Annotated in this window: 24 protein-coding genes; all 24 read right to left on the bottom strand. The window is 47.0% G+C overall.

The window, feature by feature from the left end; all coding sequences use genetic code 11:
- Window positions 1-15: 15 nt before the first annotated feature.
- The gene (locus RT269_RS07380; RefSeq protein WP_313181590.1) at window positions 16-732 is read right to left on the bottom strand and encodes a hypothetical protein; all 717 of its coding nucleotides are present in this window, start codon (window positions 730-732) and stop codon (window positions 16-18) included.
- Window positions 733-852: 120 nt separating this feature from the next.
- Window positions 853-1,782, bottom strand: coding sequence for a nucleotidyltransferase family protein (locus tag RT269_RS07385; protein ID WP_313181592.1), 930 nt, complete (start codon window positions 1,780-1,782; stop codon window positions 853-855).
- Between the two features lie 183 nt (window positions 1,783-1,965).
- On the bottom strand, window positions 1,966-2,364 hold the full coding sequence (gene atpC, locus RT269_RS07390) for an ATP synthase F1 subunit epsilon (RefSeq protein ID WP_313181593.1): 399 nt from the start codon (window positions 2,362-2,364) through the stop codon (window positions 1,966-1,968).
- 11 nt (window positions 2,365-2,375) lie between these two features.
- Window positions 2,376-3,770 (bottom strand): F0F1 ATP synthase subunit beta, encoded by a 1,395-nt coding sequence (gene atpD / locus RT269_RS07395; RefSeq protein WP_313181594.1) that lies wholly within the window; start codon window positions 3,768-3,770, stop codon window positions 2,376-2,378.
- 58 nt (window positions 3,771-3,828) lie between these two features.
- Window positions 3,829-4,683 (bottom strand): ATP synthase F1 subunit gamma, encoded by an 855-nt coding sequence (gene atpG / locus RT269_RS07400; protein WP_313181595.1) that lies wholly within the window; start codon window positions 4,681-4,683, stop codon window positions 3,829-3,831.
- Window positions 4,684-4,699: 16 nt separating this feature from the next.
- Window positions 4,700-6,202 carry a F0F1 ATP synthase subunit alpha gene (gene atpA, locus RT269_RS07405; RefSeq protein WP_313181596.1) on the bottom strand — a complete coding sequence of 501 codons (1,503 nt, stop codon included), beginning with the start codon at window positions 6,200-6,202 and terminating at the stop codon, window positions 4,700-4,702.
- A 123-nt stretch (window positions 6,203-6,325) separates the two neighbouring features.
- Window positions 6,326-6,874 (bottom strand): ATP synthase F1 subunit delta, encoded by a 549-nt coding sequence (atpH, locus tag RT269_RS07410; protein WP_313181598.1) that lies wholly within the window; start codon window positions 6,872-6,874, stop codon window positions 6,326-6,328.
- Window positions 6,862-7,377 carry a F0F1 ATP synthase subunit B gene (gene atpF, locus RT269_RS07415; RefSeq protein ID WP_313181599.1) on the bottom strand — a complete coding sequence of 172 codons (516 nt, stop codon included), beginning with the start codon at window positions 7,375-7,377 and terminating at the stop codon, window positions 6,862-6,864. The genes atpH and atpF overlap by 13 nt, the downstream gene beginning before the upstream one ends.
- A 73-nt stretch (window positions 7,378-7,450) precedes the next feature.
- Entirely contained in the window at window positions 7,451-7,708 is a 258-nt protein-coding gene (gene atpE, locus RT269_RS07420) for an ATP synthase F0 subunit C (protein WP_013274565.1), read from the bottom strand.
- A 35-nt stretch (window positions 7,709-7,743) separates the two neighbouring features.
- Complete coding sequence (atpB, locus tag RT269_RS07425) at window positions 7,744-8,445, bottom strand: F0F1 ATP synthase subunit A (RefSeq protein ID WP_313181601.1); 702 nt, start codon at window positions 8,443-8,445, stop codon at window positions 7,744-7,746.
- A gap of 48 nt (window positions 8,446-8,493) precedes the next feature.
- Complete coding sequence (locus RT269_RS07430) at window positions 8,494-8,895, bottom strand: ATP synthase subunit I (protein ID WP_313181602.1); 402 nt, start codon at window positions 8,893-8,895, stop codon at window positions 8,494-8,496.
- Window positions 8,896-8,910: 15 nt separating this feature from the next.
- Complete coding sequence (locus RT269_RS07435; RefSeq protein ID WP_313181604.1) at window positions 8,911-9,246, bottom strand: AtpZ/AtpI family protein; 336 nt, start codon at window positions 9,244-9,246, stop codon at window positions 8,911-8,913.
- A gap of 200 nt (window positions 9,247-9,446) precedes the next feature.
- Window positions 9,447-9,731 carry an ethanolamine utilization microcompartment protein EutM gene (eutM, locus tag RT269_RS07440; RefSeq protein WP_025230271.1) on the bottom strand — a complete coding sequence of 95 codons (285 nt, stop codon included), beginning with the start codon at window positions 9,729-9,731 and terminating at the stop codon, window positions 9,447-9,449.
- Window positions 9,732-9,773: 42 nt separating this feature from the next.
- Window positions 9,774-10,409, bottom strand: a complete 636-nt coding sequence (locus RT269_RS07445) for a phosphate propanoyltransferase (protein WP_313181605.1) — start codon at window positions 10,407-10,409, stop codon at window positions 9,774-9,776.
- Between the two features lie 24 nt (window positions 10,410-10,433).
- Window positions 10,434-11,981 carry an acetaldehyde dehydrogenase (acetylating) gene (locus tag RT269_RS07450; protein ID WP_313181606.1) on the bottom strand — a complete coding sequence of 516 codons (1,548 nt, stop codon included), beginning with the start codon at window positions 11,979-11,981 and terminating at the stop codon, window positions 10,434-10,436.
- 26 nt (window positions 11,982-12,007) lie between these two features.
- Window positions 12,008-12,613, bottom strand: a complete 606-nt coding sequence (locus RT269_RS30350) for a BMC domain-containing protein (RefSeq protein WP_313181608.1) — start codon at window positions 12,611-12,613, stop codon at window positions 12,008-12,010.
- 11 nt (window positions 12,614-12,624) lie between these two features.
- Window positions 12,625-13,254, bottom strand: coding sequence for a cupin domain-containing protein (locus RT269_RS07460; protein ID WP_313181610.1), 630 nt, complete (start codon window positions 13,252-13,254; stop codon window positions 12,625-12,627).
- Between the two features lie 15 nt (window positions 13,255-13,269).
- Entirely contained in the window at window positions 13,270-13,533 is a 264-nt protein-coding gene (locus tag RT269_RS07465) for a EutN/CcmL family microcompartment protein (RefSeq protein WP_025230276.1), read from the bottom strand.
- Window positions 13,527-13,832: a BMC domain-containing protein gene (locus tag RT269_RS07470; RefSeq protein WP_100306944.1), complete on the bottom strand. Its 306-nt coding sequence runs from the start codon at window positions 13,830-13,832 to the stop codon at window positions 13,527-13,529. The genes RT269_RS07465 and RT269_RS07470 overlap by 7 nt, the downstream gene beginning before the upstream one ends.
- A 14-nt stretch (window positions 13,833-13,846) precedes the next feature.
- Window positions 13,847-14,692, bottom strand: coding sequence for an ethanolamine utilization protein EutJ (gene eutJ, locus RT269_RS07475; protein ID WP_313181611.1), 846 nt, complete (start codon window positions 14,690-14,692; stop codon window positions 13,847-13,849).
- The gene (locus RT269_RS07480) at window positions 14,677-15,291 is read right to left on the bottom strand and encodes a hypothetical protein (RefSeq protein WP_313181612.1); all 615 of its coding nucleotides are present in this window, start codon (window positions 15,289-15,291) and stop codon (window positions 14,677-14,679) included. The genes eutJ and RT269_RS07480 overlap by 16 nt, the downstream gene beginning before the upstream one ends.
- A complete protein-coding gene (locus RT269_RS07485; RefSeq protein WP_313181613.1) occupies window positions 15,291-16,427 on the bottom strand; it encodes a 1-propanol dehydrogenase PduQ in 1,137 nt (378 codons plus the stop codon). Before RT269_RS07485 ends, RT269_RS07480 begins: the two co-directional genes overlap by 1 nt.
- 22 nt (window positions 16,428-16,449) lie before the next feature.
- Window positions 16,450-16,881: a EutP/PduV family microcompartment system protein gene (locus RT269_RS07490; protein ID WP_313181614.1), complete on the bottom strand. Its 432-nt coding sequence runs from the start codon at window positions 16,879-16,881 to the stop codon at window positions 16,450-16,452.
- On the bottom strand, window positions 16,878-17,216 hold the full coding sequence (locus RT269_RS07495; RefSeq protein WP_313181616.1) for a BMC domain-containing protein: 339 nt from the start codon (window positions 17,214-17,216) through the stop codon (window positions 16,878-16,880). The genes RT269_RS07490 and RT269_RS07495 overlap by 4 nt, the downstream gene beginning before the upstream one ends.
- Window position 17,217: the final 1 nt, after the last annotated feature.

Genomic DNA, 17,217 nt, shown 5'->3' on the forward strand with positions numbered 1-17,217 from the left:
CTGCTTTCCATCTTCCTATCTGCAAAGTCCGCTGCGGCATCTCCTGCGGTGCATCTCATTAATCAGAAGCACGTTAACGACGCCGTCTAACCAGCCATCATCGAGATTCTGGGCCCAAGGTCCTCTCGGTCCCCATGGTCCCCACGGTCCTCTCGGTCCACATGGCCCCCATGGTCCGCATGGCCCCCATGGTCCTCTTGGCCCCCACGGTCCTTTTGGTCCCCTAGGGCCTCTTGGTCCTCTTGGGCCTCTTGGTCCTCTTGGACCCCACGGCGGCCGATCCCATGACGAACCACGGTCCTGGGACAACAGATCCGATTCATCCAACTCGTCTGCTCCCCACTCCATTTGTTCTGCTCTTTCCTGCTCTGCAGCCGATTGTTCTGTATCTACTGGTTCTGCTGCCTGTTCATCAATAAGGATACTATCCCTGCGTATTTGGTCACAGATGGAATCGCAGACCTGGTTGATCATCAAACGATCCGGATATTCGTCATACATGGGACTGTTTTTATAATCCAGATGATCACACGCTGAAATTACGTATTCCTGCAAATGTTTCATATGTCCTGGGTACATTCCTTGTAGATATTCCAAATCCTGCACAATGGAATCTTTTCTTTCAAAGGAACGCTCTGCGGCACTCCTATCGCCATAAAGCATATATGGCTCCAGTTCCTGAAATCTGTTTCCATAAGTATAATCCGGGTTAATCGGCACGGCTGTTATCACTCCCTGCTTTCTGCTTATACAACACTATAGTATGCATAGCAAAAAGGGAAAGTGCAACATCCCCTTAAATGAAAATACGGTTTTCTGATGGACAGCCGATCAGAAAACCGTTTATTATTATTACCTCACATCGAACAGGCGCTCCGGATAGACGCCTTCAAAAACCAGGTTTCGGATAGCCGCCGCAACCGCGGGCTTGTCCTCTTTATAGGTTACGCCAAACCACCGGTCTCTTGTTTCAAGCACCGTTACCTGCGCTTTCTGGGACTGAACAAGCCTATCTATGATCTTAGGAAGCAGATATTCCGTTTTCACATCCCCTTCTTTTAAACCGGCCAAAAATCCCGGGAATCCTCTCTCCAGCTCTTCAAGAAACGCAGGGGAAAGTCCCCACATATTCATGGAAACATTTTGGTTCAAAGGAATTTTCACCGGGATTCCTTCCTCACTGCGGCCTTCTGCCCAGTCCTCGCATCGTCTGATTTCATAAGTCTCTGTAACCCCTTTTAAGATCCCTCTTTCATCTACCTGGCATACCCCACGGGTCACACCGCCATTTTCGCTTAAGGTGTTGCCCAGAACAAATCCTCCCATGCAGATGTCAAAAGGCTTTGACATCGGATCCATCTCATTTACCAGATATTCATGAATCTTTATAAAACCTTCTTTTCCATAATAATCATCCGCATTGATCACGACAAAAGGTTCCTGAATCACCGCTTTTGCACATAAAAGCGCCTGTCCGGTTCCCCATGGTTTTGTTCTGTCGGCCGGCTTTGTATAGCCTTTTGGAAGGTCATCCAGTTCCTGATAAGCGTACTCCACATGAGCGATCTTTTCGATTCTCTTTCCAATGATCTCTTTAAAATCCTGTTCCAGATCCTTTCTTATGATGAACACAACTTTGTCAAATCCGGCATTCAGTGCATCGTATATGGAATAGTCCATAATAATCTCACCGCTTGGTCCAACTGGTTCCAGTTGTTTGATTCCTCCGCCAAACCGGCTGCCAATGCCCGCCGCCATAATCACTAATGATGTTTTCTTCATAATACTATCCCCCTGTTTGTATAATCTGCCTAATAGTATACCACAAAAGAAATGTTTAATCCATAAGTGCCGGATTATCCCAAATTCCTGACGTTTTATCCGCAATAATGATACCATAACGCTTCCCTTAAGGTCAATAAAAAAGGATTTGAACCTGCTTTAAAAGGTCCAAATCCCTTTTCATTACTTTGTAAGTGAAAGCCTTATAAGAGCTCTTCTCAGAGCAGCTTCCGCTCTAGCATTATCAATTTTTCCGCTCTGTTCTTTTAAGCGGCGCTCTGCACGGATCTTAGCCTCCTCTGCACGGCTTGTATCGATTTCTTCCGGCCATTCCGCAACTTCCGCCATAATGACGATCTTCTCCGGTAAAATCTCAATAAAACCAGACATCAGGGCCGCATTCTTCACTCCGCCCTCCTCGTGAATCTTTAAGACTCCCGGGGCAGCAATGGCAGTCATGGGGATATGATTCCGGTATACGCCGATATCCCCTTCCGTAGTAGTAAGCTCCACCATGGAAGCCTCTCCCTCGTAAAACTGACCTTCCGGAGTAATGATCTGCAGTTTGAATAAATCAGCCATATTCCCACCCCCTATTTTTTCACACGGGCAAGAACGTCCTCAATGCTGCCTGCATTTAAGAAATAGCTCTCCGGAATATCATCATGCTTACCTTCCAAAATCTCCTTAAAGCCCTGAATGGTATCAGAAAGCGGCACATAGCGGCCTTCCAGCCCGGTGAACTGTCCTGCAACGAAGAAAGGCTGAGATAAGAATCTCTGGATCTTTCTTGCACGGGCCACCGTGATCTTATCTTCCTCAGAAAGCTCATCCATACCCAGCATGGCAATAATATCCTGAAGTTCTTTATACTTCTGAAGCACTTCCTGAACCCCGCGGGCAACACGGTAGTGTTCCTCACCTACGATACGGGGATCAAGAATTCTGGATGTAGAACCAAGGGGATCAACCGCCGGATAAATACCCAGCTCCACGATGGAACGGTCAAGAACCGTGGTTGCATCCAGATGAGCGAATGTGTTGGCCGGAGCCGGGTCCGTTAAGTCATCGGCCGGAACGTAAACTGCCTGAACCGATGTAATGGAACCATTCTTCGTGGAAGTGATCCTCTCCTGAAGAGCGCCCATCTCGGTCTGCAGAGTCGGCTGATAGCCTACTGCGGAAGGCATACGTCCAAGCAGAGCGGAAACCTCGGAACCTGCCTGGGTGAAACGGAAAATGTTGTCAATGAATAACAGTACATCTTTTCCGCCCTGGTCACGGAAATACTCAGCCATGGTAAGGCCGGTAAGACCTACCCTCATACGGGCGCCCGGCGGCTCATTCATCTGTCCGAACACCATGGTTGTTTTATTAATAACGCCTGATTCCTGCATCTCGTGATACAGGTCATTTCCTTCACGGGTGCGCTCGCCAACGCCGGTGAATACGGAATATCCGCCGTGTTCTGTGGCTATGTTACGGATCAGCTCCTGAATTAATACGGTTTTACCTACTCCGGCACCACCGAAAAGGCCGATCTTACCACCCCTTTGGTAAGGGCAGAGAAGGTCAACGACCTTGATACCGGTTTCCAGAACCTCCATTTCCGTGGACTGCTCCTCAAAGGTGGGAGCAGGTCTGTGAATCGGAAAATGCTCTTTTACTTCCGGTGCCGGTTTATTATCGATCGGATCACCCAGAACGTTAAATATACGTCCCAATGTCTCCTCTCCAACCGGTACGGTAATCGGAGCGCCGGTAGTCGCCGCGTCCATACCACGTACCAGTCCATCGGTGGATCCCATGGCGATACATCTTACCGTATCATCGCCAAGATGCTGGGATACTTCTACAACCAGTCTGCTGCCATCCTTTGCAGTGATATCAATGGCTTCATTGATATCGGGCAGCTTGCCCTGGCTGAACTTGATATCCAGTACGGCACCGATGATCTGAGTGATCTTACCAATATTTTGTCCTGCCATCTTGTTTCTCCTTCTTTTATATTTCTCTCGTTCCTGCTAAAATGAAGTTCGATTCGCCTTATGAAATCGCATTGGCCCCGGCTATGATCTCGGTAAGTTCCTGGGTAATAGACCCCTGTCTTGCCCGGTTATATGCCAGTCCAAGTTCTTCTATCATCTCTTCCGCATTATTGGTCGCAGAGTCCATGGCCGCCATTCTGGCTCCGTTTTCACTTGCAACGGCTTCCAGCAAAGCGCCATAGATCATGCTGCTCATATACTTAGGAATAATGGAATCCAATACCTGATCCTCATCCGGCTCATAATTCATTAAAGTCAGATCCGTTTTTTCGCTTCCCTTTTCCATTTCAACCGGGAGAAGCTTTTTAAGAGTCGGTATTTGGGTCACAGTATTCTTAAAGGATGTATAAGCCAGATAAATTTCACCTATCCGGTTCTGTCCAAATGCATCCAGAAGCTCCAAGGTAATATCGGCAGCATCGCGGTAGATCGGTTCATTGATCACCTCGGAATAATCCTCGGCGATCGTATATCCCTTTCTTCCAAGTGCTTCCTTCCCTTTCCTCCCAACGGCATACACATCCGTAAGTTCCGGCGTAAGCCTCTCATCCCCATGAACCATCTTGGCAATGTTGCTGTTATAGCCTCCTGCCAGTCCACGGTTTGAAGTGATGACAACGACTGCCTTCCTCTTAGAACCGCCTGCCTTTAAATACTTATGGTCTATGCTGCCGGACTTGCGCAGCATGGAGCCTATGGTATCATACATCATTTCGTAATAGGGTTTGGATTCCTCTGCCTTAGCTTTGGACTTCTGCAGCTTAACGGTAGATATGAGCTTCATGGCTTTTGTAATCTGTTCGGTACTGGAAATACTGTCTCTTCTTCGTTTGATATCCCTAATGGATGCCATGATTGTTCACCTGCCTTTAAAAAACACCTGCTTTGCATTCGTTAATTGCCTTTACCAGCAATTCTTCTGTCTCAGGCGTGATCTGCTTTGTCTCGCGGATGCTTGCGGGAATTTCAGAATATTTGGTGTCAATGAAACTGGTCAAAGCCTTTTCAAAATCAAGGATTTTCCCGGTAGGGATATCCAAAAGCAGCTTCTTGGTCGCCGCAAAGATAATGATGATCTGGTATTCAACCGGAATCGGCTGATACTGGCCCTGCTTTAATACCTCTCTGATCCTCTCGCCCTGGGCAAGCTGTTCTGCTGTCTCCTTATCAAGCTCGGAACCAAACTGAGCAAAGCTTGCAAGCTCGCGGTACTGCGCCAGTTCCACACGGATAGGAGCTGCGATCTTCTTCATAGCCTTGATCTGGGCAGAGCCGCCCACACGGGATACGGAAAGACCTGCGTTGATGGCTGGACGGAAACCGGAGTTAAACATCTCTGTCTCCAGGTAAATCTGTCCGTCTGTAATAGAAATAACATTCGTCGGAATATACGCAGATACGTCGCCTGCCTGTGTCTCAATGATCGGAAGGGCTGTTAAAGAACCTCCTCCCAGTTCTTCTGAAAGCCTTGAGGCTCTCTCCAGCAGTCTGGAATGCAGATAGAAAACATCGCCCGGGTAAGCTTCACGGCCCGGCGGTCTCTTAAGCAGCAGGGACAAGGTACGGTAAGCGGCTGCATGTTTACTTAAATCATCGTAAACAACTAATACATCCTCACCGTTTTCCATCCATTCCTCTCCAATGGCACATCCGGAATATGGGGCAATATACTGAAGAGGGGCTAAATCTGATGCCGTAGATACGACGATGGTGGTATAATCCATGGCGCCGTACTCTTCCAGTGTTTTAACAATGTTGGCAACCGTAGATGCCTTCTGGCCGATGGCAACATAAATACAGTGAACTCCCTGGCCCTTCTGGTTAATGATCGTATCAAGGGCAATCGCTGTCTTTCCTGTCTGACGGTCACCAATGATCAGCTCACGCTGTCCTCTTCCAATAGGAATCATGGCATCAATAGCCTTAATACCGGTCTGAAGGGGAGTGTCTACTGATTTTCTGTCAATAACTCCATGAGCCATACGCTCAATCTTGCGGAATTTGTCTGTCAGGACCGGTCCTTTTCCATCAATGGGCTGTCCTAAAGCATTCACAACACGTCCAGTCAATGCATCACCAACAGGTACTTCCACCACTCGTCCGGTAGTCTTAACGGTATCACCCTCGCTGATAGCACCGGCACCAAGTAAAACCGCACCAACGTTATCCTCTTCCAGGTTAAGCACCATGCCGTAGATTTCTCCCGGGAACTCAAGAAGCTCTCCCTGCATGGCATTCTCAAGGCCATGGATGCGGGCAATACCGTCCGCTACCTGAATGACTGTACCGACATCAGAAACATCCAGTTTCGTGGAATATCTTTGAATCTGTTCCTTGATGACAGAACTGATCTCTTCTGGTCTTAAATTCATTAAGGTTTGCACCTTCTTTCTAAGTTTATAATGTGTCCGTTTCACTTAACGGTTCTCCGGACAACTGATTTCCTAAACTCAGGTTTACCTTCATGTAAAAAAGCATGAGCGGTAACGTGGAAATCAGGTCAATTGCAGCTTTAACAGGCTGCGGCGCAGTTCATAAATCTGCGTCTTAATGCTGGAATCCACCACCCGGTCCCCGATCCTGATCACCATTCCGCCAATGATTGACGGGTCAACCTGATAATCCATCTCAAAATCTACGTACTGAGTTGTATTTAACAGCTTTTCTACCAGCCGGGCTTTCTGACCCGCATTTAATTCAACAGCGCTGGCCACATGGGCCACGCCGATCTTCTTATAATCCTTGACAGCGTTTATGAAGTATTCACAGATTGCCGGAATCTCCTTCTGCCTGCCTTTGTCGACAATGACTGCCAGAAAACCCATCAGGTCATCCGATACGCGTCCGCCGAAAATATTCTTAATAATGCCGATTTTATCTTCCTTTACAATCTTCGGATTATTAAGAAGCTCCGCCAATGACTGATTCTCGTGCCAGATCACCTGCAGGCTCTTCACTTCCTCAAACAAAGCGTCCACTTCCTGCTTATTAAGAGCTTCCTCAAACAATGCATCGCCGTATACCTTTGATACTAGCTTTGCCATGTGCTTTCACCCATCTCTTTCAATGTCTCGTCAATCAGGGCATCCTGCACCGTAGTGTCAATGGAAGCAGCTACGACCTTGCCGGCCATAACAGAAGCGATGGATATGATCTGTTCCTTCATATCATCAAGCGCTTTCTTTCTCTCCAGTTCCACCTCACGGCTGCCCCGCGTAACAATGCGGTCCGCTTCTTCCCTGGCTTCTGTAATAATCTCTGCCTCACGCTGTTTCGCTCTTTTTCTGGCATCCTCTAAGATTCCTTCTGCCTCTTTCTTAACTTCAAGAAGTCTGGCTTCATATTCTTCCTTCATTGCCCTCGCAGCTTCCTTATCGTCGGCAGCGTTCTTTAGTTCTCCCGCAATCCTCTGTTTTCTCTTTTCCAGCACTTCCCGCACCGGATTGAACAGCATATAGGATAACGCAAAAAACAGGATGAATACGTTGATGCCTGTTACAAATGAATCGAAAAGCAGCTGTGGGTCAAATCCCAATAATCGATCCAAGGTTTCGCCTCCTTTCGCTCTTTATTCTTTCCCCATTCTGAGGGCAGGCCTATGCCTCCCGCCACTCTGCCCTTTAGCTGAATGGCTTTAAGAACATGAGGATCGCAGCAACAGCGAAACCATAAAGACCTGTTGTCTCGGCAACGGCCTGTCCTAAAAGCATGGTAGATGTGATATCAGACTTTGCGCCCGGATTGCGTCCAACGGCAGCTGCTGCATGGCCTGCTGCGATACCCTGTCCAATACCAGGTCCAATACCTGCGATCATCGCAAGACCTGCACCGATTGCTGAGCAGCCTAAGATAAAATCCTGTCCTGAAAATCCGTTCATAAAAAAATTCCTCCTGAATTTAATATTATTGAAATTTAATCCATTTTATCGTTGACATACACCATAGTCAGCATACAGAACACATACGTCTGGATACAGCCTGAGAATACATCACAATATACATGTAAAAACGATGGGATACCGATCTTTACAAAGATAGGCATCATCCCATACCACAATCCCATAATAACAACGCCTGACATCATATTGCCGAACAAACGTAGCGCCTGGGATAATGGGTTGGTAATCTCACCGATTACGTTAATCGGGAACAAAATCGGAAACGGCTGAAATAAACTTGTAAAATGACCGATCCCGTGATTCTTGATTCCCTGGTATTGCACGATGCCGAAGGTAAACAAACCAAGCATAAATGTCACACCGAAATCTCCGGTTGGCGTCCTAAGACCAAATAAGCCGCCAATATTGCAGAACAATATGAAAATAAATATCGTTCCAATATAATTAACAAATTTTTTTGCGTTATGACCCATAGTATCATTTACCAGGTTATCAAGCGCCTCCACGACAAACTCCACAATATTCTGGAAGGTGCCGGGTACTTCTGTCGCCCGCTTCATTTTTCGGTTGGCAATCACTGCGATAATCAGGATTACGATTGTCACAATGCTAAGGCCTATTTCCGTGGTTGTAACCCAAAGTTCCTGACCAAACGCCTGAAACTTTGTAACGCCTTTGATCATAAAGTCTACTTTATTGGCACTCGCAACGACCATACGCTTAAGCCTCCTTTCTTAAGAGATCCCACTTGACCGCAAAGGAGATTACTCTCCCTTTGTTCTTTTGACCACGATCTTGTGGATAATAGGCTGAGAAAATGCTCCAACCTTGAGTCCGAGGACTCCGATTACTACTGCGACCGGATTGAACCAGTTCGAAAACCGGACAATAACTGCTATCAGTATGACAATTAGCAGCAGATAGCGAAGGACTGAACTAATAATACTCTGCTTCTGAACAGCCTTTGGATCATCCGTCTTCATAGAACGTTCAAGTACCATAGCCATGGATAAAAACATGGCCAGGGCTAACACCATTCCCAAAATAAGTCCTGCAAATACAGCACGACTTGGATACATAAATAATGCCCCTAGCATAGCCACTGCCGTGAAAACAACAATTCCGGCAGAAACCTCAAGCATCAGATTCTTTGTTTCCTTCCCCATTACAAGTCCTCCTGTCTACGAAAGTTTCTCATCATCATGTTCTTTCACGCGGCTTGGCTGCTTCGGTTTATGCACCTTGGGTTTAGCCTCCGCTTGCCGCTCCACGCGCTCTTTCTGATCCTCAACCCTCTCCTCCCTTTCATTCATGGCCAGTGTAGCCTTTGCCAGCTTATAAGCATTGGATCCCCCAGCCAGAAACCCCAGAACCATAAATAATAATGTCAGCTTTGTCCCAGCATACCGGTCAATATAGTAACCGGCAAGAATACAGACAAATACAGGTACCATGACGCTGATCCCCAGTTGGGTCACCATCATGAAACTTCTCATTACGCTCTTTTTATGCCGCATAATTACACCTGCTTTCTGCATCCTGCACATATAACTGGTATTATACCTAAAAAAACTTATTTTGTCTATTATATACGGAATTTTAACTTGACACATCAAAAAACTTATTTTTTAACACGATTCAAGTAAAAAATTCCTTGAAAAAAGGCCTGTCTTTTGCAGGAAGAACCCGTAAAAAACAGACCTTATCAAATTATTAATTATGCTTCTTTTGTACCTGGAAGAATTGTTTCAACTTCTGCATGTGGACGTGGGATTACATGTACAGATACCAGTTCTCCTACGCGCTGAGCTGCTGCTGCTCCTGCATCAGTTGCAGCCTTAACAGCACCTACATCGCCTCTTACCATGACGGTAACAAGACCGCCGCCTACAAATTCCTTGCCGATCAGTGTAACGTTTGCTGCCTTTACCATAGCATCTGCTGCTTCAACGGATCCAATTAAACCTTTTGTTTCAATCATTCCTAATGCATCATATTTCATTTTTAAATCCTCCTGATTTATAATTAATTTTTAATGGTTCACTTATTTTACAATGGTTACGCCAGAAGAACTGCCAAGTCCCATGGCATTTGCTTCTTCCGTATCAAGATGGCATTCCAGGCTTGATGTATCGGTTACGCGGATTGCCGTATGATGAAAAATACCCCCGCGTATCCCCTCTGTCTGAATGCTTACTGTCTGACCGTCATGAACGCCGAACTTCAAGGCATCCTGAGGAGTCATATGAATGTGTCTCTGGGCGATGATTAAGCCCTCTTTTGTTTGGACGGAACCCTTTGGTCCCACCAGGGTGATCCCTGGCGTTCCTGCTAATTCACCGGACATTTTAGGCTCAGATTTCTTTCCAAGCTTAAAACAGTCTGCTGCCAGAACCTCGACCTGAGTCTGTTTTCTGACCGGACCTAATATACGGACCTTCTCAATGGCTCCCTTAGGGCCGCATACGGTAACCGTTTCCTTGCATGCATACTGACCCGGCTGGGATAACTCCTTCATCTTGGTCAGCTCGTATCCATTACCGAAAAGGGACTCCAAGTCTTCCTGGGACAAATGTACATGGCGGTTGGAAACGCCAACTGGTATTCGAAACTCATCTGTTCCGGATTCCGATTTCACGGCTTCCATTAAGAGTTTGATTACCGCTTCATACTTATCCATTCCTGTTCTCCTTCCTTGCTGTTTTTACTGGCCTTTCATGGCCAGTACGATCTCTTTTACAAGAGCTGCCAGCTTCTCATTGTCATCGTTTCCTCCCTGGCAGGCAGAAGAGGCCACACCTTCTTTTTTATCAAAAGAAGCTACGAGGTCAGCAGGGCTAAAGGAAGCAGCCTGGGTTTTGTTTTTCCAGGTAAAGGTTGGATCATCTGCCGCAATAGTAGAGCAATCTTTAATACCAAAAGCAACCTTTTTCACATTAAGGAGATGTTTCGGGCTCACGTTTTCTGAAACAGAGCTTCCTCCGCAGGTTCCGCATCCTAATGTAAAGGAAATTGGAAGACCTGTACTGATTCCGGTTCCACCCTGGCTTCCGCCTGTATTTACAAGAATTCTGGAAGCAGGCTTTGCAGCGAACTTAAGAACCATATCCCTGTCCTGGGTATGGATGCTCATGGTATGTCCGATTCCGTTCTGTAAAAGGCGGATGCTTAAGCCGCAGGCCTCTTCCCAGTTCTTTACTGTGTAGAAACCAAGTACGGTTGTCAGCTTTTCGTAGGATAATGGATATCCCTCTCCGACACCTTCCTGTTTTCCGATGAGCACCTTGGCGTCTTCCGGGATCTGGATTCCGGCTGCCTGAGCAATCACCTGAGGAGAACGGCCGACAAATTTGGCATTCATGTTATGGCCGTTTTTAAATAACAGGGCGCAGACCTTGTCAGTTTCTTCCTTTGTCATGAAGTAACCGCCCTGGCTTTTTAACTCTGCTACAACTTCTGCGTGATTGCTCTCCTCGCAGATAATAGACTGCTCGGAAGCACAGATGGTACCATAGTCAAACGTCTTGCTGGCAAGGATTGTCTTTACCGCCTGCTTCACATCTGCCGTCTTTTCAATGTAAGCCGGAGAGTTTCCTGCACCTACGCCGATGGCTGGCTTTCCTGCGCTGTATGCAGCTTTTACCATACCCGGGCCGCCGGTTGCAATGATAACGGAGACTTCCTTACACTTCATCAGTTCATTGGTAGATCCCATGGAAGGCATGGATACACAGCCGATGATTCCCTCCGGTGCTCCTGCTGCAATTGCAGCGTCCCGCATAACCTCGGCAGCCTTTAAGGTGCATTTTGCAGCAGAAGGATGGGGAGAAAATACAATTGCATTTCCTGATTTAATTGCAATCATGGATTTAAAGAATACGGTTGAGGTTGGGTTGGTTGATGGAATGATACCCATTACAAGGCCTACCGGCTCTGCCACATCAATGGTCTTATTCACGGTATCCTCTGCAAGGATTCCTCTTGTCTTCATATCTTTTATTTCTTCATATAAAAGCGTGGAAGCTGCATGGTTCTTATATGCCTTGTCCATGACCTTTCCAAAACCAGTCTCTTCTACAGCCATCTCTGCCAGGCAAAGAGCGTGTTCCTCTCCTGCTTTTGCCATACTCTTAAGAATGGTGTCAATTTGTTCTGCCGTAAATCCGGCAATTTTTTTTGCGGCTGCTTCACCGCATCTGGCTAAATCCCTTGCTTCCTGGATGGAACGTAAATCAAAATCAAAGTTCTCCATGTTCCCGTTCTCCCTTTCTAAAAATATTAATCATTCTGTCCATAATACTTCCCGAATTCTTCCAGCAGCAGGGTTTTATTTGCCTTTGAAATCTCCCGTCCAGCTATACTGAATTCCGGATATTCTCTGGCAAGTGTCCTAAGCTCTGTTACCTTCATATCTTCAAGTATCTTCATGGTTTCTTCCAGACCGTCCTGCTTCATCCACAAGTCCACGGTTTCCCGCTTTATGGTATCCACCGTTTCCGGTTCATTGGAAGATTCTTCAACTGGTTCTTCTGCCGGTATCTCTTCAAGTACCTCAGCCGCTGGTTCTTCTGCGATTTCCGGAACTGGTTCTTTTTCCGGTTCGTCAGGAGTACCTCCGCCGATTACAGCCGTCAGCTCATCATGAGGCCTGGCGATAACATGGCGTGTTATTAAAGCAGCCTCGTTTATGCGTTCTACCGCTGCTGCTCCGGCGTCCACCGCTGCCTTTACTGCCGCCACATCGCCGGTCACCGTAACAGCGACGAGACCTCCGCCGACTTTGGTCTTTTCCAAAAGAGACACGTCTGCCGCCTTTAACATGGCATCTGCCGCCTCAATAGCCGCCAGCACGCCTTTTGTTTCTATAAAGCCAAGTGCCTGCATTGTTTACCTCCTTAAACCAAATCAGCCCAGTTTGCCGGATACGTTGCGTAAAATACTCTTGCTTTATCTGGGGAACCCCAGATTACCTTGGAGCCTGACGGTACAAAGAGCACATCTCCGGCTTTTGCCGTATAGGTCTTTCCGTCAATGGTAACGGTTAAGGTTCCTTCGATTACGTAATCGATCTCTTCATAGGTCAATTCCCATTCAAAACTGGAATGGTCGATCACAAGGAAACCTGCACTGATATGGGATTCGTCTTTGCTTACAAGTTCCTGGTAGTAAGCCTTGACAGATGGATCGCCTGTATCAAATACATCCATTTTCACAGAACTTCCACGAACCACCTTGAGACCGTTTCCATGGCTTTCAGACTCATAGGGTTTTAAAATATCATTTAAAAAACCCTTTTCCATTAAAGTCTTCAGTACCATATAAATTTTCTCGCTGTCCATATCCATGGCTGCGAAAGCAGCAGGAGCCTGTGTCTGCTCTTTAGCCTTATCACAGAACTTGATGCCAAACGAATCTGCTGCATCCTTTGCAGACGGTGTGATGATACTTCCGGTTTCCACGTAAAATACCTTTTTTCCCTCAGCATTTAACTTTTCTACATCTTTTGCACAAATCAACTGCTTCATATGATCACTTCCCTTCTAAATAAATTGGCAATCTTCATCAATAATCCCAATTACTACGGCATCGACTGGAATCTCATCGCTTCCCAGCATCCGCCTGGCAGAAGAGCCGGTGGAAATGATCACACGGTCACCGATTCCCGCGCTGATAATATCTGCTACGATCAGCCGCTCGCCTTCCCGTGTGCCTCCAATGATCTCGGCAAGCATAAATTTATACCCATTTAAGGACTCCGCTTTTCTGGTTGCCCATATGTTATCAATCAATCTGGCCGCTACCATTCTTCCACCCCTCTCTTCTCTCTTTGCTTAATTTCATCCATAGCTGCCTCTACCGATGCCGTATCTCCAAAAATCGCAAGCATGATCATGTTCTGCGGGCAGCTTCCTCTGATGTCTTCTACCGTAACACCTACTGCTTTTTCTGCCACATCTGCGGCACAAACCATTTCAATGATCCTTCCCTGTACCAGCCCCACTGCATCCACTGGTCCTATGGGTGTGGAAGTGCCGGAGCCCTTCCTGCGGTTTAAAATATCGATGGTTCCCTGTGACGGTGATTTAATTATACGGTATTCCATATTGTCCACATCCTTTATGCCAGCTCTTCCTGCGTACAGGAAAATGCGATTCCCAGAGGGGTTACAAACATTGGATTCTCAGGCTTCCTTGTCCTGATTCCTGTCTGTTTTTCAATGATTGCTTCAATCCCAGTCAGGCAGCAGGTACCGCCTACCAAGTAGATTTCCTGAACATCGTGTCCTTCAATATGGCGTTTTATAATGGAAGCCACCTTCTCCACAACCGGCTTTAAAACCGGCAGCAGTTCTTTATGGTGTTCTTCTTTCCTCTTATAAACCTCTGCCTCCTGAAAGGACATTTGATAAGCACCGGAGACCACCAGGGAAAAATGTGTTCCACCTGTTGGTTCATCCGCTACATATACCACCTTTCCATCTTTTAAAATGGAGATTCCAGTGGTGCCGCCTCCGATATCCACGACTGCACCATTCTTAATTTTTAAAACTGCATTTGCCGCCGTAGGCTCATCGAGAAGGGCCGTTATTTCAAATCCGGCTCCCTGAACCACATTCTTAATGGCTCCGCAGTCCAGAGAATCGGTGCCCGGAGGAATGGCAGCCGCCGAATAAATCAATTCTGTGCCAAGCTTTTCTTCCAGTTCATTCTTAAGCTCCCGAACGATCCGGATGGCGCCGATGTAATCCACGACCATTCCATCCCGGACCACATCCGCATACCGGTAAGCGCCTGCCACAGGTTTGTAATTCTCATCTAAAACAGCCAGTACCACACACGCCGTTCCCAGATCGACACCGGTATAGTAAATAGAGGAGCTTCCCTTAAGGGGCTGCTTAACAACTGCTTCAAACTGGCTCACCAGCTCATTGCAGCCATCAAATGTTATTACTTCCTTTGACATGTTTTTCCTCCATATTCCAGACATATCATCTGTGATAAGCGGTTAATGACTGGGTTTAAGTTTTCGCTTCCTGCTTCAGCCGCCAGCTCTCTAGTGCAGCAGCGCAGGCGGTGCAGAAGAAGGATTTCTTTCCCTTTTTCTGACTGTGCATGAAAACCTGTTATTTCAAAGCAATCCTCAAAAGGTTCCTGCAGATTATCCTCATGAAATCCGGTGCAGGGTTTCAATCCGGTTTCCTCTTCCCTGCCCTCTTTTTTAAGGTTGGAAAGTTTTCGTTCCAGATCAAATACTTGTTCTGCCAGAAGAACGTCCCGGCTTAACAGTTCAAGGCCCACTTCCAAAAACTGCGCCTGAAGCGTTTTCTTTTTTAACAAGAAACGGTCCCGGCAGATCTCTTTTTCCGGTGCTTCTTCTTTTTTCTCTGCAGGTTTCTCATTTTTTCGTTTTACCATCATGGGATCGTCACTTATGAGAATCTTCTTATCCACCAGGAATTGGCGCGCTCCGGGTGTCAGTCTGCTTCCCGCAGGGAGATCATATGAAGTAAAGGGTTCTCTTCTGAATAAAATCCTCAAATCATCTTCCGTGATGAATTTCATTAATAACCCCCCTTACACAGTTTCCGATAGATGGTTTCAATCTCTTCTACCGTAGGCACCCTTGGGTTGGTCAATGTGCAGTTATCTGCCAGGGCCTTTTCCGCCATTTCCCGTACGGCCTGCTCAAATTCGTCTTTATCAATCTTTAAGTCTGTAATCTGCTGCGGTATTTTGATCTTGTTCATCAGATTTTTGATGTGACGCACCAGGCCGTGTACCGTGGCTTTTTCTGTTCCGGCTGCAATTCCAAGCATATTGGCAATTGCCACATACCTGCTGCAGGCGTTCTGTTCGCTGGCGTCTTCCAGGCCAGCGTTGTAGCTGATGACATGAGGAAGCAGGATGGCATTGCTTCTTCCGTGCGGAATATGAAAGCGCGCTCCCAGAGCATGAGCCATGCTGTGGCAAAGCCCTAAGGAAGCTCCGTTAAACGCAACTCCAGCCAGACAGGAAGCATTGTGCATATGAGTTCTGGCTTCCATATCGCTTCCTTCTTCTACGGTACGTGTCAGGTAGTTCCACACCAGTCTCACCGCTTTTTCCGCACAGGCATCGGTAAAATCACCTGCATTGGTTGAAACATAGGCTTCCAGGGCATGGGTTAAAACATCCATCCCCGTATCCGCTGTAATGTGAGGCGGAACCGACACCGTAAAACGGGGATCAAGAAATGCTGCATCCGGCACCATACTATCGGAACGCAGCGGATATTTCGCCTGGGCCTGTGGGTCGGATATTACAGAAAAATTAGTTACTTCACTTCCGGTTCCGCTGGTTGTTGGAACCGCGATTAAGAACAGTCTTTCATTTCCCATCTGACTGTAGATATGGCTTGCTGCTTTTGCCGTATCAATGGCAGAGCCGCCGCCTAGGGCGATCACTGCATCAGGACCAAAGCACTTCATTCCGCCTATGGCTTTTGAAACGACTTCAATGGTCGGATCGGGCACTACCTCAGAAAACACTTCATAGCTGCTCCCCTTCTCCTGTAAAAGCTCTGTAATCCAGTCTACCTTTCCGGACTGGGCCATAAAGGGGTCACAGATAATATAAGCCTTTGTCACAGGAAGATCCTTTAACTTATCCAGACAGGAAGATCCCATATATACCTTTGTATTCATTACAAATTGCTCCACGTTACATTTCCCTCCTTTCCTTTTATTTTAATGCCTCCATTAATTCCTGAAGGCCTGTCCGTTCAGACAGATTAATATGATAATAGGGCTCCCGAATCCCGGCCTTTTTTAACTGACGGATACACCAGCCGTCATGTTCCGGTTTTTCTCCGCTTCCCGTAATCACACCGATGACGGGAACCCGGAACGCTTTTGCAAATCCAGGCGGGTAACTTTCCCGGCATGAGGACTGGTCTACCAGCATCAGTACATGGGAGGCATCCTGTGCAGCCGCAATGATATGCTTATGCATCCAGGGACTTTCTAAGTAAACCCCCGGTACATCCAAGGTTTTCTCCCCATACACCATGTTCTGGGTTCTTCTGGCCGGACCGGTAAAACCGTTTATGGCATGAGCCAGGGAAGTTTTCCCGCTGCCGCCGGGGCCGATGATCATGATTCTTTTCTTTCTCATGTTTTGGTTACCGCAGGCACCATATAACCCAGCCCGCGTTTTAAGGTATCGCATACCGCAGTCAAAGCGGTTTCCACACTGTCCACATCGCCGGCAATGATCACAGAGCCTGTGAAGCGGTCTAAGAAGCCCACCTGCACATCTGCTGCCTTTGCTGCAATATCCGCCGCAATGATTGAGGTTTCAAAAGGGGACAGGGTGAGAATTCCGATGGCTCCCATTTCATCGATGCCAAGGCATTCATACACCTCCGGAATGGGAGATGCGATCACATGGGCGATGGTCACCTGTTTACCAGGAACGGATTCCTCTATGACACGCTGCATCTCATTCATG

Source organism: Lacrimispora sp., assembly GCF_032078915.1.
Classification (GTDB): Bacteria; Bacillota; Clostridia; order Lachnospirales; family Lachnospiraceae; genus Lacrimispora.

Excerpts from the sequence above, each read along its gene's own strand:
- RT269_RS07385 (WP_313181592.1), bottom strand. The coding sequence starts at position 1,782 with ATGAAGAAAACATCATTAGTGATTATGGCGGCGGGCATTGGCAGCCGG.
- atpC (WP_313181593.1), bottom strand. The coding sequence starts at position 2,364 with ATGGCTGATTTATTCAAACTGCAGATCATTACTCCGGAAGGTCAGTTT.
- atpD (WP_313181594.1), bottom strand. The coding sequence starts at position 3,770 with ATGGCAGGACAAAATATTGGTAAGATCACTCAGATCATCGGTGCCGTA.
- atpG (WP_313181595.1), bottom strand. The coding sequence starts at position 4,683 with ATGGCATCCATTAGGGATATCAAACGAAGAAGAGACAGTATTTCCAGT.
- atpA (WP_313181596.1), bottom strand. The coding sequence starts at position 6,202 with ATGAATTTAAGACCAGAAGAGATCAGTTCTGTCATCAAGGAACAGATT.
- atpH (WP_313181598.1), bottom strand. The coding sequence starts at position 6,874 with ATGGCAAAGCTAGTATCAAAGGTATACGGCGATGCATTGTTTGAGGAA.
- atpE (WP_013274565.1), bottom strand. The coding sequence starts at position 7,708 with ATGAACGGATTTTCAGGACAGGATTTTATCTTAGGCTGCTCAGCAATC.
- atpB (WP_313181601.1), bottom strand. The coding sequence starts at position 8,445 with ATGGTCGTTGCGAGTGCCAATAAAGTAGACTTTATGATCAAAGGCGTT.
- RT269_RS07430 (WP_313181602.1), bottom strand. The coding sequence starts at position 8,895 with ATGGGGAAGGAAACAAAGAATCTGATGCTTGAGGTTTCTGCCGGAATT.
- RT269_RS07435 (WP_313181604.1), bottom strand. The coding sequence starts at position 9,246 with ATGCGGCATAAAAAGAGCGTAATGAGAAGTTTCATGATGGTGACCCAA.
- eutM (WP_025230271.1), bottom strand. The coding sequence starts at position 9,731 with ATGAAATATGATGCATTAGGAATGATTGAAACAAAAGGTTTAATTGGA.
- RT269_RS07445 (WP_313181605.1), bottom strand. The coding sequence starts at position 10,409 with ATGGATAAGTATGAAGCGGTAATCAAACTCTTAATGGAAGCCGTGAAA.
- RT269_RS07450 (WP_313181606.1), bottom strand. The coding sequence starts at position 11,981 with ATGGAGAACTTTGATTTTGATTTACGTTCCATCCAGGAAGCAAGGGAT.
- RT269_RS30350 (WP_313181608.1), bottom strand. The coding sequence starts at position 12,613 with ATGCAGGCACTTGGCTTTATAGAAACAAAAGGCGTGCTGGCGGCTATT.
- RT269_RS07460 (WP_313181610.1), bottom strand. The coding sequence starts at position 13,254 with ATGAAGCAGTTGATTTGTGCAAAAGATGTAGAAAAGTTAAATGCTGAG.
- RT269_RS07465 (WP_025230276.1), bottom strand. The coding sequence starts at position 13,533 with ATGGTAGCGGCCAGATTGATTGATAACATATGGGCAACCAGAAAAGCG.
- RT269_RS07470 (WP_100306944.1), bottom strand. The coding sequence starts at position 13,832 with ATGGAATACCGTATAATTAAATCACCGTCACAGGGAACCATCGATATT.
- eutJ (WP_313181611.1), bottom strand. The coding sequence starts at position 14,692 with ATGTCAAAGGAAGTAATAACATTTGATGGCTGCAATGAGCTGGTGAGC.
- RT269_RS07480 (WP_313181612.1), bottom strand. The coding sequence starts at position 15,291 with ATGAAATTCATCACGGAAGATGATTTGAGGATTTTATTCAGAAGAGAA.
- RT269_RS07490 (WP_313181614.1), bottom strand. The coding sequence starts at position 16,881 with ATGAGAAAGAAAAGAATCATGATCATCGGCCCCGGCGGCAGCGGGAAA.
- RT269_RS07495 (WP_313181616.1), bottom strand. The coding sequence starts at position 17,216 with ATGAATGAGATGCAGCGTGTCATAGAGGAATCCGTTCCTGGTAAACAG.